Annotated in this window: 14 protein-coding genes and 1 tRNA gene; 8 read left to right on the top strand and 7 right to left on the bottom strand. The window is 75.1% G+C overall.

From position 1 onward, the window contains the following. Positions 1–77: 77 nt before the first annotated feature. Complete coding sequence (locus tag KG103_RS03530; protein WP_207340481.1) at positions 78–689, bottom strand: LytR C-terminal domain-containing protein; 612 nt, start codon at positions 687–689, stop codon at positions 78–80. Between the two features lie 102 nt (positions 690–791). Beyond that, on the bottom strand, positions 792–1,103 hold the full coding sequence (locus tag KG103_RS03525; RefSeq protein WP_207340480.1) for a DUF3263 domain-containing protein: 312 nt from the start codon (positions 1,101–1,103) through the stop codon (positions 792–794). A gap of 99 nt (positions 1,104–1,202) precedes the next feature. Between KG103_RS03525 and KG103_RS03520 the strand changes: the two genes are divergently transcribed. Together KG103_RS03520 and KG103_RS03515 are read left to right on the top strand one after the other, a co-directional pair. Then, a complete protein-coding gene (locus KG103_RS03520; protein ID WP_207340479.1) occupies positions 1,203–1,877 on the top strand; it encodes a uracil-DNA glycosylase in 675 nt (224 codons plus the stop codon). 101 nt (positions 1,878–1,978) lie between these two features. Continuing rightward, positions 1,979–2,830, top strand: a complete 852-nt coding sequence (locus KG103_RS03515; protein WP_207340478.1) for an SGNH/GDSL hydrolase family protein — start codon at positions 1,979–1,981, stop codon at positions 2,828–2,830. A gap of 28 nt (positions 2,831–2,858) precedes the next feature. Here the strand turns inward: KG103_RS03515 and KG103_RS03510 are convergent, their stop codons facing one another. After that, positions 2,859–4,010, bottom strand: coding sequence for a sensor histidine kinase (locus KG103_RS03510; RefSeq protein WP_207340477.1), 1,152 nt, complete (start codon positions 4,008–4,010; stop codon positions 2,859–2,861). A 98-nt stretch (positions 4,011–4,108) separates the two neighbouring features. Between KG103_RS03510 and KG103_RS03505 the strand changes: the two genes are divergently transcribed. Both KG103_RS03505 and KG103_RS03500 read left to right on the top strand, forming a co-directional pair. After that, entirely contained in the window at positions 4,109–4,780 is a 672-nt protein-coding gene (locus tag KG103_RS03505; protein ID WP_207340476.1) for a response regulator, read from the top strand. A gap of 40 nt (positions 4,781–4,820) precedes the next feature. Next, on the top strand, positions 4,821–5,582 hold the full coding sequence (locus KG103_RS03500; protein WP_207340475.1) for a deoxyribonuclease IV: 762 nt from the start codon (positions 4,821–4,823) through the stop codon (positions 5,580–5,582). Between the two features lie 14 nt (positions 5,583–5,596). On the opposite strand, the gene KG103_RS03495 is transcribed toward KG103_RS03500, so the two are convergent. The 4 genes from KG103_RS03495 to KG103_RS18765 form a co-directional block, all read right to left on the bottom strand. Continuing rightward, positions 5,597–5,673, bottom strand: a tRNA-Thr gene (locus KG103_RS03495). Between the two features lie 70 nt (positions 5,674–5,743). Next, on the bottom strand, positions 5,744–6,664 hold the full coding sequence (locus tag KG103_RS03490) for a DsbA family protein (RefSeq protein WP_207340474.1): 921 nt from the start codon (positions 6,662–6,664) through the stop codon (positions 5,744–5,746). 59 nt (positions 6,665–6,723) lie between these two features. After that, the gene (locus tag KG103_RS03485) at positions 6,724–7,233 is read right to left on the bottom strand and encodes a hypothetical protein (protein ID WP_207340473.1); all 510 of its coding nucleotides are present in this window, start codon (positions 7,231–7,233) and stop codon (positions 6,724–6,726) included. Between the two features lie 55 nt (positions 7,234–7,288). Then, positions 7,289–9,667 carry a serine/threonine-protein kinase gene (locus tag KG103_RS18765; RefSeq protein ID WP_243656359.1) on the bottom strand — a complete coding sequence of 793 codons (2,379 nt, stop codon included), beginning with the start codon at positions 9,665–9,667 and terminating at the stop codon, positions 7,289–7,291. Positions 9,668–9,775: 108 nt separating this feature from the next. Here KG103_RS18765 and KG103_RS03475 point away from each other — a divergent pair, with 108 nt between their 5' ends. The 4 genes from KG103_RS03475 (at position 9,776) to KG103_RS03460 (ending at position 14,723) form a co-directional block, all read left to right on the top strand. Then, positions 9,776–11,212 carry an alpha,alpha-trehalose-phosphate synthase (UDP-forming) gene (locus tag KG103_RS03475; protein WP_207340472.1) on the top strand — a complete coding sequence of 479 codons (1,437 nt, stop codon included), beginning with the start codon at positions 9,776–9,778 and terminating at the stop codon, positions 11,210–11,212. Further along, positions 11,209–12,012 (top strand): trehalose-phosphatase, encoded by an 804-nt coding sequence (gene otsB / locus KG103_RS03470; protein ID WP_207340471.1) that lies wholly within the window; start codon positions 11,209–11,211, stop codon positions 12,010–12,012. The genes KG103_RS03475 and otsB overlap by 4 nt, the downstream gene beginning before the upstream one ends. Positions 12,013–12,214: 202 nt before the next feature. After that, complete coding sequence (locus KG103_RS03465) at positions 12,215–13,339, top strand: ABC transporter ATP-binding protein (protein ID WP_207340470.1); 1,125 nt, start codon at positions 12,215–12,217, stop codon at positions 13,337–13,339. A 100-nt stretch (positions 13,340–13,439) separates the two neighbouring features. Beyond that, positions 13,440–14,723 (top strand): DUF4032 domain-containing protein, encoded by a 1,284-nt coding sequence (locus KG103_RS03460; RefSeq protein WP_207340469.1) that lies wholly within the window; start codon positions 13,440–13,442, stop codon positions 14,721–14,723. Positions 14,724–14,813: the final 90 nt, after the last annotated feature.

Raw genomic sequence — 14,813 nt, 5'->3', positions numbered from 1 at the left:
GGGTCTGTGCAGGTGGGACACGCAGCGGGCCGACCGACCCCCGAACGGCTCGGACGGGTCGGCGAGGACCCGGTGGCTCAGGCGTCCGGGTCGGTGACGAGCAGGACGACGATGCCACCGTCGGCCCGGTCGGGCGCGACCTCGACGGTCGGGACGCCGGTGGTGGCCGCGACGAGATCGGCCGTCGGGCGCAGGTCCTCCGACGCGACGTAGACGGTGGACTCGGCAGGCAGGGCGGTGGTCGCGTTGTCGGGCGTCACGTCGGTGAAGCCTGCCGCGGTGAGCTCGTCCGCCACCCGGCCCGCCAGGCCGGACACACGCGCACCGTTGAGCACCGCCACGGGCGTCGTCAGCACGGGCTCGGGAGCGGGCGTGGTCGCCTCCGGCACGGGGGCCTCGGCCTCACCCTCGGGCGCCTCGGTACCGTCGCCCTCACCCCCGGTCGCGTCCTCCTCGGCGGGGACCTCCGGCTGCTCCTGCGAGGTGCCGCCGCCGGACTGCGGCAGGTCACCGGTGCGGGAGAGGTACTCGACCGCGCCGTACGCCAGCACCGGCACGACCAGCAGCACCACGAGGAAGGGCCACCACCGGCTCCACGCGGACCGGGGCGCACGGTGGACGCCGGTCGGCGCGTCGGGCGAGATCGCGTCGAACTCGTCCTCGGGGTAGGGGTAGTCCGCCTTGCTCACGGCCGCAAGGCTAACGGCTCGTCAGGGGCCACCGGACGCGCCCCGCCGCCGAGGGCGCCGGAGGCCGCGCGGTACCGGGACGTTCCGGGCACGCCGGGCGACTCAGGCCTCGGTGCCCAGGCGGCGGGCGGTGCGTGCCCGCTGGCGGGACGAGCGCATGCGACGCAGCCGCTTGACGAGCATCGGGTCGTGCGCGAGGGCGGCGGGGTCGTCGATCAGCGCGTTGAGCAGCTGGTAGTACCGGGTGGCCGACATGTCGAAGAGCTCGCGGACCGCCTGCTCCTTGGCGCCGGCGTACTTCCACCACTGCCGCTCGAACGCCAGGACCTGCCGGTCCCGCTCGCTGAGCCCGTCCGTGCCGCGCTCGTCGGCGCGCAGGTCGTCCGCGACCGCGTGGGTGGCCGTGCCGTCCATGGCTCCTCCTCGTCGCGCAGTGCCGTCGGTGCTCCGCCCGGCATCGTACGCGGCGAACCACACGGGTGTCATTCGACCGCGCGGGTAGCGTGCCACCCCGTGGAGGCACCTCTGGACGACCTCGTCGCGCCCGACTGGGCGCGCGCCCTGGCCCCGGTCGAGCCCGCGCTGCGCGCCGCCGGACGGTTCCTGCGCGCGGAGGTCGCCGCCGGGCGCGGCTACCTGCCCGCGGGGGACGACGTGCTGCGCGCGTTCCGCCGCCCGCTGGCCGACGTGCGCGTGCTGGTCGTCGGGCAGGACCCCTACCCCACCCCCGGGCACCCGATGGGCCTGTCGTTCTCGGTGCAGCCGGACGTCCGCCCGCTGCCGCGCTCGTTGCAGAACGTCTTCCGCGAGCTCGTGGCGGACGTCGGCGTGCCGCAGCCCACCAGCGGCGACCTGTCCCCCTGGGCGGACCGCGGCGTCATGCTCCTCAACCGCGTCCTCACCGTGCGGCCGGGTGCCCCCGCGTCGCACCGCGGCAAGGGCTGGGAGCAGGTCACCGACCGCGCGGTGGCGGCGCTGGTCGAGCGGGGCGGCCCGCTGGTGGCGGTGCTGTGGGGCCGTGACGCGCAGCAGCTGCGGCCGGCGCTCGGTGACGTCCCGGTCGTCGCCGGCCCCCACCCGAGCCCGCTGTCGGCGTCCCGCGGGTTCTTCGGGTCACGCCCGTTCTCCGCGGTCGACGCGCTGCTGCGCGAGCAGGGGGCGGACCCCGTGGACTGGCGACTGCCGTGAGCGGCGCCCCGACCGCTGCCGTCGGCGGCCGACCCGGGCCCGCCGCACCGCCCGTGCCGGATCCGCCCACCGCGACGCCCGGTACGTCGCATGATGGGGGGATGACGTCCTCGCCCGACGCGTCCCGTCCCACCCCGACGCCCGACCCCGCGGCCCCGCCCGCAGGCGCACCGCGCTGGACGCGCTACGTCGCCTGCGGCGACTCCTTCACCGAGGGTCTGTGGGACGCCCCCGCGGGCCCCGACGCACCGCTGCGCGGCTGGGCCGACCTGCTGGCCTCGCACCTGTCGCGGCGCCGCACCGCCGCCGGGCTCGCGCCGCTCGAGTACGCGAACCTGGCCGTCCGCGGCCGCCTCATGCGCCCGATCCTCACCGAGCAGGTGCCCGCGGCCCTCGCGATGGAGCCGGACCTGGTGAGCATCGTCGGGGGCGGCAACGACATCCTGCGCCCGGCCGTGGACGTGGACGGGGTGGCCGCGGACCTGGAGCGCACCGTCGCGGCCGTGCGCGCCCGGGGCGTCGACGTGCTGCTGAGCACGGGGTTCGACGCCCGCGAGAGCCCTCTGGTCCGCGCCACCCGGATGCGGGCCGGCGTGTTCAACGCGCACGTCTGGTCCATCGCGCGGCGCCAGGGCGCGTACGTCGTCGACCCCTGGGGGATGCGCAGCCTGCTGGACTGGCGCCTGTGGTCCGAGGACCGGATCCACCTCACCACCGACGGGCACGCCCGCGTGTCGCAGGCGGCTCTGGTCGCGCTCGGGCTGCCGCCCGACCGTGAGGACTGGGACGACCCGCTCGCGCCGCTGCCCCCCGTCCCGCGCATGGTGCAGGCCCGTGCCGACGCCCGCTGGCTGCGCGAGTACGCGTACCCGTGGGCGACGCGACGGTTGCGCCGCACGTCGTCGGGCAACCTGCGGGTGCCCAAGAGGCCCGACCTGGCCCCCGTGGAGTGAGTCCCGAGGGGCTCCGGTGCGGCCGGCCTCAGCCGCCGTCGGGGGGCAGGAGGCCCAGCGGCAGGGTGGCCTCGACCACCGCCCCCGTCGGTTCGCGGCGCGACACCGCCAGCCGCCCGCCCGCCAGCCGCAGCCGCTGGTCCAGGCGCGACGTCCCGGAGACCGGGTCGCACACCGCGGGCGGCTCGAACGGGGCGCCGTCGTTCTCCACCCGCACGAGCAGCTCGTGGTCCACGACGTCGAGCTGCACCTCCACCGCGGACGGCGGACCGTTCTTCAGCGCGTTGGTCACGGCCTCCTCCACCACCCGCACCGCGAGCAGCCGCTCCGCGACCGTGAGCCCGACGAGCGAGGGGTCGTCGACCTCCCGCAGCCCGACCCCGACCTCCAGGCGGGTCGCGATGGTCGCCGGCAGGCGGCTGAGCAGCGCGCGCACCGCCGGCGCGACCCCCATCTCCAGCCGCTCCGGGTACAGCAGACGGCTGACGCGCCGCACGTCGCGCTCCCGGGACTCGGCCAGCTCGGCCCGCGCCCACGCGATCTCGTCCGCGACCGACGGCGCGCTCTGCGCGGCGGCGTCCTGGGCGGCCGCCAACCGGGCGTCGACGAGCAGCAGCCGCTGCTGCACCGTGCCGTGCAGCCCTTCGGCGACCTGGCGACGGACCCGGATCTCCTCGGTCTCCAGCGCACGCACCGCGAGCTCCACGCTCATCGCCTCCCGCTCGGCGGCCCGCGCCGATGCCCGGGCCCGGCGGCCCGCCACCATCACCCACACGCCGGCGGACCCGGCGATCACCGCGATGACGGCACCCGTGACCAGCTCGGCGCTCAGGGACCGCACGCCGTCGGACGGGTGCACGCCGAGCAGCACCTGCAGCACCGTGCGCAGCCACGCCATGGTGGCCGCCGCGATCACCAGGCGTGCCGCGATCGTCGGCAGCCCCCGGACCCGGTGCACCCCCAGGACGGCGAGCGCCCCGACGAGCCCGACCACGGCGACGCCGTTGGCGGCCAGACGGCGCCACAGCTGCACGTCCGCCCAGTCCGGCACGAGCTCCGAGTAGATCCAGGCGCTCTGGACGGACGCCCCGACGGCGTAGCCGAGGGCGATGACGCCGGCGCCGCGCAGGAGGGCGCTCCGGTCGGCGGCCTCGTCCTGCTCGCGCACACCCGCAGCCACGTCCCGGACCACCGCCACCCGCCCCCTCCGGGCGCCGCGGACGGACCGCGGCGCGCGTCGCCGCCACGACGACCCCCGCCGTGACCATACTGGTCACGATGATGCCGACCTCCCAACGCCGCCTGCGCGTCGCCCTCGTCGAGGACCAGCCGCTGTTCCGCACGATGCTCGAGCGCACGCTCACGGACGCCGGCGACCTCGAGGTGGTGGCCGCCGTCGGCACCGTGACCGAGGCCCGCCGCGTGCTGACGCCCGGCGCCGCCGACGTCGTGGTGCTCGACATCGACCTGCCGGACGGCAACGGCATCGCCCTGGGCGTCGTGCTGCGCCGCGCGCAGCCCGACCTGGGAGTGCTCCTGCTCTCCGCGCACGACGCGATGGAGCTGCTGCTGGACCTGCCGCGGGACGTGGCGCACGGCTGGTGCTACCTGTCGAAGACGAGCACCACCAGCGAGTCCGCGCTGCTGCACGCCGTCCGGGCGGCCGCGGCCGGGGAGACGGTGCTCGACCCCGCGCTGCTGGAACGCGTGTCCCCCCGCGCCGGGTCGACGGTCGCACGGCTGACGCACCGGCAGTACGAGGTGCTGCGCCTGCTGGCGCAGGGGCTGTCGAACGCGGGCATCGCGGACCGGCTGAAGATCACCGAGAAGTCGGTGCAGAACCACGTGTACGCGGTGTACTCGACGCTCGGCATCGACGCCGCGCCCGCGCTGAACCCGCGGGTGAGCGCGGCGCTGCGGCTGCTGGAGGAGACCGGTCCGTCCCTGTGACCGCCGTGCACGACCGGTGCGCGGCACGAAGGAGGCTCTCGTGGTGCTGATCGGGGCGCACGTGCGCGGTACGGAGCCGCTGGTCGAGGCCGAGCGCGTCGGCGCGCAGGCGGTCCAGCTCTTCCTCGCCGACCCCCAGGGCTGGAAGAAGCCGGTCCGCCGGCCGGACGCCGACGACCTGATCGCCTCCGGGCTGGGGATCTACGCCCACGCGCCGTACCTCGTGAACGTCGCGTCCACCAACAACCGGATCCGCATCCCGAGCCGCACCATGGTCGCCCAGCACGCCGCGGCCGCCGCGGACCTGGGCGCGCGGGGCCTGGTGGTGCACGGCGGGCACGTCGGCGACGGCGACGACGTCGCCACGGGCATCGACAACTGGCGCAAGACGTTCGAGCGCGCCACGTTCCCGGTGCGCGTGCTGGTGGAGAACACCGCGGGCGGGGAGAACGCGTGCGCCCGCACCCTGGACCGCTGGTCGATGCTGTGGGACGCGATCGGCGGCTACGACGTCGGCGTGTGCCTGGACACCTGCCACGCCTGGGCGGCGGGCGAGGACCTCGAGACGATCGTCGAGCGCCTCACGGCGATCACGGGCCGCATCGACCTCGTCCACGCCAACTCGTCGCGGGACCCGCAGGGGTCGAGCCGGGACCGGCACGCGGGCTTCGCCGACGGCACGATCCCGCCCGACCTCATCGCGCACGTCGTGCGGGAGGCCGGCTGCGACGCCGTCGTGGAGACGCCTGCGCAGACGCAGGCCGACGACGTCGCACGCCTGCGCGAGGCGCTCGGGGCGTGAGCCCCGGGCACTGGTGGAGCCCCCTGTCGGATTCGAACCGACGACCTGCTGTTTACAAGACAGCTGCTCTGGCCAGCTGAGCTAAGGAGGCGAGGCGGCCAGGGTACCGGCCGGGACGCGACCGGCGCCCGCCCCGCAGGACGAGCGCCGGTGGCGTGCGGTCAGCCCTTGGCGGCGACGGCCTCGAGCACGGCCTGCGTGAGCGGGCCGGGCGTGTACAGGTCGCCCTCCCACTTCTGGCCGTCGATGAGGACGGTCGGGGTGCTGAGCCCGTCGAGGTCCGTGGCGGCCTGCTGCGTGGCCGAGGCGACGAACGGCGCGTACCGGCGCCACGTGCCCTCGCGCTCCTCGGTCGCGTCGTCGGACGTCGCGACCTCGTAGGTGCCGTCGACGGTCTCGGTGAACATGTCGGCGACCTCCTGCGGCACACCCACCTCGACCGCGATCTCCGCGAGGCGGCTGTCCTTGATGCCGACGGTGCCCTCCTGGGGCTCCTCCTCGAACACGGCGGTCACGAAGTCGCTGTAGTGCTCCGGGTCCTCCGCGGCGACGACGGCGGCGGCGTTGGCGGCGCGCGTCGAGAAGAACGTGCCCTGGGACTGCCCGTCGAGGAACGCGATGTTCTTGTAGACGACCGTGACGCCCTCACCGGCGGCCAGCGCGTCGAGCTCGGCCGAGTTGGCGCGGTCGAACTTCCCGCACCACGGGCACATGAAGTCGAAGTACACCTCGACGACGACGTCGTCCTCGCCCGCCTCCCCGACGCCGGCGGCGCTGATCGGGATGCCTCCGGCCGCGTCGGCGGCCTCCGGGGCCTCGACGTCCTCCGGAGCCGGGACCACGGTGTCCTTGGTGCCGGCGGCGTACACGACGTCCGCGTAGGCCTCGGCGTTCGCCTGGCCCTGGCGGACGATCATGAAGATGACGGCGCCGAGGACGACCACGGCGGCGATCAGGCCCGTGATCGCGATCATCCGGGTGCGCTTGGCCTTGCGCTCCTGCTCCTGGCGCATGGCGAGCGCCTTGGCGCGGGCGTCCTCGCGGCGCTGCGACTTGGTGGGACGGGGGTCGTTGCTGGGCATGGGTGCTCCTGGGTTCGGGGGCCGGGAGGTCCCGGCGGAGGGGTGCGGGCGAGGGCGCGTCAGTGCGCCGGCGGCCCGCGCCGGGGACGCGCGGGGTCGTGGCGGCGGTCGCGCCGGACCCGCGCGGGCGGGCCCGTGGGCACCGCCGAGGCGCGCGTGGGGACCGCGGGGAGGCCGGTCGTCGCGGGCACCGGCAGCAGGCGGGCGGCCACCCGGGCTGCGGCGCGCAGGCCGCGCCGCGCGACGACGCCGAGGCCGAGCCCGGCGGCCGTCAGCAGCAGGTGCGCCGCCACGACGGGCGCCGCGACGCTGAGCAGCAGGACCGCGCCGTGCGACGCGGGACCGAGCCCGAGGGTGCCGTCGGGGCACTCCGCCGCCGAGCGCAGCACGGCGAGCCTGACGCCGAGCGACGCCAGGGGCCCGTCGGCCGTGACGCACTGGTGCAGCAGCACGCGACCCTGGGCCCCGAGCACGATCGACGCGACCGCCACCGCCGCACCGAGCGCACCCGTCACGGGGGCGCGCGCGTGCAGGCCGGCGGCCGTCCGCAGGTCCGAGGTCACGTGCACGCGACCCAGGGTAGAGGCAGCCGCCGGGCGCGGACCCCCGCGAAAGGTCCCGGGCTCAGGCGGCCGGCAGACGCGGGGGGTCGACGGGCCACCAGCTGATCGGCCGGACGTCGAGCACACCGTCGGCCAGCAGCAGCGCCGCGACCAGCGCCAGCACGACGACGACCAGCGCACCGACGGGGCCGGGCGCCACCGCGGCCAGGGTCCGCCGCGCCCCGGTGCGCGTCATGCGCGACAGCGGCCCCCACCACAGCAGGACGACCGCGAGCACCACCAGCGCACCGACGACCAGCATCGCCGTGTGCCCCTGCGGCACCTCGCCGGGCGGTGAGCCGCCGATCGCCCAGCGCCCCGACCCCAGCAGCCACCATCCGACGCCACCGACGATGACGACGACGGACCCGCCGACGAGGACCGCGGGCAGCACGCCCAGCACCGCCCGCAGCAGGTACCAGGGCGTCCCCACGAGGGTGACCGGCACGTCGGACCGCCGCACGCCGCGCCGCTCGCGCCGGGTGTGCATCGCCTCGACGGCCGTCCCCACCGTCCGGACCACCACCACCAGGACGAGCACGACGGCCAGGGTGAGCAGCGGGGCGCGGGCACCCGCGAGCGCGACCACCAGGGCGAGTGCCAGCAGCGACCCCCAGCGGCGGCGCGCGGGCGGGCGCACGTACCCGGACCCCTCACCCTCCGGCCCCTCCGAGCGCTCGAGGTCGTCCTCGAGCCACCCGACACCCTCCGGGTCCTCGTCGTCGTCGTCGACGTCGTCGTGACCGTCGTCGGTGGGACCGTCGGGCTCGTCGTCCACCGTCGGGGGCGGCACCGGGGCGGGACGCCGCACCGGCACGGCCACGGTGTGGCCGTCGCGTACCGGCGCCTCGGCGGGCGCGACCGACGGCGTCGTGGCCGGTGCCGCCGAGGCGGTCGCGGCGGCGGCCCCGCCCGCGGTGGCGACGGCCACCGTGCGCAGCGTGTCCTGCGGCGACAGCCGCTGCGCGACGAGCTCCGTGGCGAGGTCGTCCTCCTCCCACCGGTCCTCGGCGCCGGCGACGTCGTCGTCCGGCTCGTCGTCGTCCGGCTCGTCGTCGTCCAGCTCGTCGTCGTCCAGCTCGTCGTCGTCCAGCTCGTCGGCGTCCGGCTCGTCGGCGGCGTCCTCCTCGGGATCGAGAGCGCCCTCGTCGGGATCGACGTCGCCGGCGTCGGGGTAGGCGGCAGCGGGGTCGTCGACGTCGGGATCGTCGACCTCGAGGCCCTCGGCGTCGAGATCCGCGTCGTCGAGGTCCGCGGCGTCGAGATCGTCGTGAGGGTCGGCGCCCTGCGCGTCGACGACGTCCGCGTCAGCGCCGCCCGCGTCAGCGCCGCCCGCGTCAGCGCCGCCCTCGTCGGTGCCGTCCTCGTCGGTGCCGTCGGGCTCGTCGAGGTCCTCGTCGGCGGCGTCCGCGCCGTCCACGTCCATACCCGACCCCGCACCCGCGGCCGTCACGCCCGCGGCCGTCGCGCCGGCGGCCGTCGCGCCGGCGGCCGTCGCGCCGGCGACCGCGGCCACCACCGCGGCACCGCCGAACGCCCCGCGCCCGCCGGCGGGCACCACCGCGGCGGCCGCGCCGGCCGGCAGGTCGCCCTCGGCGACGACGGTCCGGAGCGCGGCCACCACGTCCTCGGGAGCCGTGCGGTCGGCCGGGTCCGGGCGCAGCGCGCCCGCGACGGCGGCCGCCGTCAGCGGCCCGACGCCCTCGAGGTCGACCTCGCCGGACCGCGCGCGAGCCAGCACCGCCTCGACGGGCCGTGAGCCGAACGGGTCACGACCGGTCGCGGCGAACGCGAGCAGCGCGGCCCAGCCCCACAGGTCCGTCGCCGGACCGGCCTCGCCACCGTCGAGCAGCTCGGGGGCCAGGTACCCCGGCGTCCCCAGCACGAATCCCGCGGAGGTGAGGTCGGCGTCGTCGTCCACTCCCTGCGCCAGGCCGAAGTCGATGAGCACGGGACCGCCGTCGGTCACCAGCACGTTGGACGGCTTGAGGTCGCGGTGCACCACGCCCGCCGCGTGCACCGCCGCGAGCGCCGAGCGCAGCCCCTCGGCCAGGGTCAGCAGGTCCTGCGGCCCCAGCGGCCCGTGCTCGCGCACGTGCTCGGTCAGCGTGTCGCCCGCCACCAGCTCGGTGACGAGGAAGGCCTCGGTCGAGTCCGCCTCGGCGTCCAGCACGGCCGCGACGGCGGGGTGCCGCAACCGCTGCAGCGCGGCGACCTCCCGCATGAGCCGCGCCCGCACGACCGCGTCGGACCCCACGTGCGGGTGCAGCATCTTCAGCGCGACGCGGGTGCCGCCGCCGTCGACCGCCCGGTACACCGTCCCCATGCCGCCGGAGCCCAGCGGCGCGACGATCGTGTACCCGCCGACCTCCGACCCCGGCGTCAGACCGATCCGCTCCATGACGCCGAACCTAGCCGGTCATCAGGCGCGACGGTGGGCCCCACCCCGAGCGTGTCACCCGTGGGACGACTAGGGTCGGGCTGCGAGACCCTGCAAGGAGTTGATCTGGTGCCCATCGACGCACCGCGCGACGGCCAGGAGCTGGTCGTCGTCGCGAACCGCCTGCCCGTCGACGTGAGCCTGGACGAGGAGGGCGCACCGAGCTGGACCCGGTCGCCCGGTGGACTCGTCACCGCGCTCGCCCCCGTCATGTCCCGGACCAGCGGAGCCTGGGTCGGGTGGGGCGGGTCCCCGGGGCTCGAGCTCGAGCCCTTCGAGGTGGACGGCACCGAGCTCGTGCCCGTGATGCTCACCGAGACCGACGTCGAGCGGTACTACGAGGGCTTCGCCAACGACACGCTGTGGCCGCTGTACCACGACGTCATCGCGCCCCCGCAGTTCCACCGGCAGTGGTGGGACGCCTACCGGCGCGTGAACGAGCGGTTCGCGCAGGCCGCGGCGGCCAACGCCGCGCACGGCGCGACGGTGTGGGTGCACGACTACCAGCTGCAGCTGGTGCCCGCGTACCTGCGTGCGCTGCGCCCCGACCTGCGCATCGGGTACTTCCACCACATCCCCTTCCCGCCGCTGGAGATCTTCGCGCAGCTGCCGTGGCGCAAGCAGGTGGTCGAGGGGCTGCTCGGTGCGGACCTCATCGGCTTCCAGCGTGGTGGCGACGCCGCCAACTTCGTGCGGATCGTGCGGCGGCTGACGGACCTGACGACGCGCGGGCAGATGATCACGGTCGACGAGGGCACGCCCGACCAGCGCCACGTCCGCGCCGCCGCCTTCCCGATCTCCATCGACTCCCACGCGTTCGACCAGCTCGCGCGCACCGAGGCCGTGCAGCGGCGGGCGAAGGAGATCCGCAGCGAGCTGGGCGACCCCGAGCACCTGCTGCTGGGTGTCGACCGCCTCGACTACACCAAGGGCATCCGGCACCGCATCAAGGCGTACGGCGAGCTGCTGGAGGACGGCCGGCTGTCGGCGACCTCCACGACCCTGGTGCAGGTGGCGAGCCCGAGCCGGGAGAACGTCGGGGCGTACCAGCAGCTGCGGGACGACGTCGAGCTGCTGGTGGGCCGCATCAACGGCGACCACGGGCAGGTCGGCCACGCCCCCGTGCAGTACCTGCACCAGTCCTTCCCCATGGAGGAGATGGCCGCCCTCTACCTGGCCGCGGACGTCATGCTCGTCACGGCGCTGCGCGACGGCATGAACCTGGTCGCCAAGGAGTACGTCGCCGCGCGGTCCGACGAGCGCGGGGCCCTGGTGCTCAGCGAGTTCACGGGCGCCGCGGACGAGCTGGTCGGGGCGGTGCTGGTCAACCCCCACGACATCGACGGCATGAAGGACGCGATCACCTATGCCGTGCACATGGACCCGCGCGAGTCCCGCAAGCGCATGCGCCGCCTGCGACGCCGGGTGCTGACGCACGACGTCGCCGCGTGGTCCGAGCAGTTCCTGGCGACGCTGACGGCCGTCCCCGTGCGGGACGACGCATGAGCGGCGGCGTCCCGGCGGACCTGCACGACCGGCTCACGGGGGTGGCGCACGACGCCGCCGCACGCCCGCTGCTCGTCGCGCTGGACTTCGACGGCACCCTCGCGCCCCTGCAGGACGACCCGAGGGCGTCGCGGATCCTCCCCGAGGGCGTCGCGGTGCTCGCCGCCCTGGCGGCCCGCGACGACGTCGCGCTCGCGCTGGTCTCCGGCCGGGCGATGGCCGACCTGCACCTGCTGGCGGAGGTCCCCGCCGGCACGTTCCTGGTGGGCAGCCACGGCGTCGAGCGTGCCCGGACCACGCAGTTCGGGCTGGACCGCGACGTCGTGGAGCTCAGCCACGAGCAGGCCGACCTGCTCTCCGCGCTCGGGGCGCGCGCCGCGGCGGTCGCCCGCGGGCGCGACGGCGTCTGGGTGGAGACCAAGCCGACCGCCGTCGTGGTGCACACACGGCTCGCCGAGCCGACCGACGCGGAGCCGGCCGAGGCGGAGGCGATCGCCCTGGGCGCCGAGCTCGGCGTCGGGACCCTGCACGGCAAGGACGTCGTCGAGCTGACCGTGCTCGCGGCCGACAAGGGCACGGCGCTGCAGGCCCTGCGCCACGAGCTCGGGGCACCGGTCGTGCTGTACGCCGGGGACGACGTCACCGACGAGCACGCCTTCGAGGCGCTCGACCCGACGGACGTCACCGTCAAGGTCGGCGCGGGACCGACCGTGGCCCGGTACCGCGTGGCGGACCCGCAGTCCGCCGTGGCGGCGCTGCAGGCGCTGCACCAGGCGCTGGACGAGGCCGACGGGGCCTGAGCCGGACGAGCGACGAAGGGGTCCGGACGCGACAGGTCCCTGTGCCATACTGGGCCGCGACCGAGGGAGGCCCGATCGGACCCCCCTCGTTCCGTGTCAGCGGAGACACAAGGGCTCAGCAGCCCCGCGTCCCCGCGGTGCTGCGTTGACACTCTTCACGACGGATCGTCCGGCACGTACCTGCCGGTGAAGGGACTGAACCATGGCTACGGTCACGTTCGACCACGCGACCCGGATCTACCCGGGGACCGAGCGCCCCGCGGTGGACGCGCTCAACCTCCACATCGAGGACGGCGAGTTCCTCGTCCTCGTCGGCCCCTCGGGCTGCGGCAAGTCGACCTCCCTGCGCATGCTCGCGGGTCTCGAGGACGTCAACGCCGGCCGCATCCTCATCGGTGACCGCGACGTCACCGACGTGCAGCCCAAGGACCGCGACATCGCGATGGTCTTCCAGAACTACGCGCTGTACCCGCACATGACGGTCGCCGACAACATGGGCTTCGCGCTCAAGATCGCCGGCACGCCGAAGGCGGAGATCCGTCAGCGCGTCGAGGAGGCTGCCAAGATCCTCGACCTGTCCCAGTACCTCGACCGCAAGCCGAAGGCGCTGTCCGGTGGCCAGCGTCAGCGCGTCGCCATGGGCCGCGCCATCGTGCGTCAGCCCCAGGTGTTCCTCATGGACGAGCCGCTGTCGAACCTCGACGCCAAGCTCCGCGTCCAGACGCGTACGCAGATCGCGTCGCTGCAGCGCCGCCTCGGCGTCACCACGGTCTACGTCACGCACGACCAGACCGAGGCCCTGACCATGGGTGACCGCATCGCGGTCCTCAAGGACGGCATCCTCCAGCAGGTCGGCACGCCGCGTGACATGTACGACACCCCGGCCAACGTCTTCGTCGCCGGCTTCATCGGCTCGCCCGCCATGAACATCGGCACGTTCCCGGTGCTCGACGGCACCGCGTCGGTCGGCCAGTCGCGCCTGGCGCTGCCGCGTGAGGCGATCAGCAGCCTCACCGACGACGACAAGGGCCACGTCACGGTCGGCTTCCGCCCCGAGTCGCTCGACGTCGTGCCGCAGGGCACGCCGGACTCGTTCCCGGTCGAGGTCAACATCGTCGAGGAGCTCGGCTCGGACGCGTTCGTCTACGGCTCGCTGACCAACGAGTTCGGCCAGGCCAGCCAGGTGCACTCCGGCGCCGGCGACGCGCAGATCATCGTGCGCGTCGACCCCCGCCAGGTCCCGCCGAAGGGTGGCACCATCTACGTGCGCATCCGCCCCAACGAGCAGCACCTGTTCCACGCGGGCTCCGGCGAGCGCATCGCCTGACGTCCTGCACAGCGCGACGAGGCGGGTCCGGCACGTCCGGGCCCGCCTCGCGTGCGTCCGGGGTTCGTCGGATGTCGGCTGCACCTGAGAGGATCCGGCCATGAGCGGTACGGCACAGCGTCTGCAGATCACGGCAGCCAATCCCGATCCGGCGCTGCTGGACCTGCCGTGGCACGTGCCGCTGGAGGAGTGGCCGGCGGAGACCCTCGCGGCCCTGCCCCGCGGCATCTCCCGGCACGTCGTGCGGTTCGCCCGCATGTCCGGGCGGGTCGTCGCGATCAAGGAGATCGGCGAGACGGTCGCGTACCGCGAGTACGAGCTGCTGCGCCAGCTGCGCAAGCTCGACGTGCCCGGCGTGGAGCCCGTCGGTGTCATCACCGGACGGCGCGCCCCCGACGGCGAGCCGCTCGAGGCGGTGCTCATCACGCAGCACCTGCAGTTCTCGCTGCCGTACCGCGCGCTGTTCAGCCAGGCGCTGCGGCCCGACACCGCGACCCGCCTCATCGACGCCCTGGCCGTCCTGCTGGTCCGTCTGCACCTCGCGGGCTTCTACTGGGGCGACGTCTCGCTGTCGAACACGCTGTTCCGGCGCGACGCGGAGACGTTCGCCGCGTACCTCGTCGACGCCGAGACCGGCGACCTGCACGACCGCCTGACCCCTGGTCAGCGCGGCTACGACCTCGAGGTCGCGCGCGTGAACATCATCGGCGAGCTCATGGACCTGCAGGCCGGGGAGTTCCTCGACGAGGCCGAGGACGCGGTCGCCATCGGCGAGGCGCTGGTCGTGCGGTACGAGGAGCTGTGGCGGGCGCTGACCGAGACCGAGTCCTTCGGGTTCGGTGAGCGGTGGCGGGTCCAGGCACGCATCGACCGCCTCAACGACCTGGGCTTCGACGTCGGCGAGCTCGACATCACCACCGACCTCGACGGCACGTCCGTGCGGATCCAGCCCAAGGTCGTCGACGCCGGGCACCACTCGCGTCGTCTCATGCGGCTCACCGGCCTGGACGTCCAGGAGAACCAGGCACGTCGCCTGCTGAACGACCTGGACGAGTTCCGCGCCGCCACCGACCGGCAGGCCGACGACGAGGCGTTCGTGGCGCACGACTGGCTCACCGACGTCTTCGAGCCCGCGGTGCGCAGCGTCCCGCGCGAGCTGCGCGGCAAGCTCGAGCCCGCGCAGATCTACCACGAGCTGCTCGACCACCGCTGGTTCCTGTCGCAGCAGCAGCACCGTGACGTGCCCATGCCTGAGGTCGCCGCCGGCTACGTGCGGGACATCCTCCCGACCCGCCCCGACGAGCAGGCCGTGCTCGGCACCCGCGCGGAGGACCTGCGCGACGGCGGCGACGACGACGTCGACCTCGACCGGCTCATCGGCTGACCGGCCGGCAGGCGCACCCGCCTGACGGTGCACCCGCCTGACGGTGCACCATCACGCGCGCGGCGCCCGCAGGGGTCCCCGGCGGGCGCC

It is taken from the genome of Cellulomonas wangleii (assembly GCF_018388445.1).
Classification (GTDB): domain Bacteria; phylum Actinomycetota; class Actinomycetes; order Actinomycetales; family Cellulomonadaceae; genus Cellulomonas; species Cellulomonas wangleii.
Note: the sequence above shows the minus strand (reverse complement) of the source record. Positions and strands in the feature narration are given on the sequence as shown.

Coding starts and splice junctions, on each gene's coding strand:
- KG103_RS03460 (WP_207340469.1), top strand. CDS start 13,440: ATGAGCGGTACGGCACAGCGTCTGCAGATCACGGCAGCCAATCCCGAT.
- KG103_RS03515 (WP_207340478.1), top strand. CDS start 1,979: ATGACGTCCTCGCCCGACGCGTCCCGTCCCACCCCGACGCCCGACCCC.
- KG103_RS03465 (WP_207340470.1), top strand. CDS start 12,215: ATGGCTACGGTCACGTTCGACCACGCGACCCGGATCTACCCGGGGACC.
- KG103_RS03525 (WP_207340480.1), bottom strand. CDS start 1,103: ATGGACGGCACGGCCACCCACGCGGTCGCGGACGACCTGCGCGCCGAC.
- KG103_RS03505 (WP_207340476.1), top strand. CDS start 4,109: ATGATGCCGACCTCCCAACGCCGCCTGCGCGTCGCCCTCGTCGAGGAC.
- KG103_RS03490 (WP_207340474.1), bottom strand. CDS start 6,664: ATGCCCAGCAACGACCCCCGTCCCACCAAGTCGCAGCGCCGCGAGGAC.
- KG103_RS18765 (WP_243656359.1), bottom strand. CDS start 9,667: ATGGAGCGGATCGGTCTGACGCCGGGGTCGGAGGTCGGCGGGTACACG.
- otsB (WP_207340471.1), top strand. CDS start 11,209: ATGAGCGGCGGCGTCCCGGCGGACCTGCACGACCGGCTCACGGGGGTG.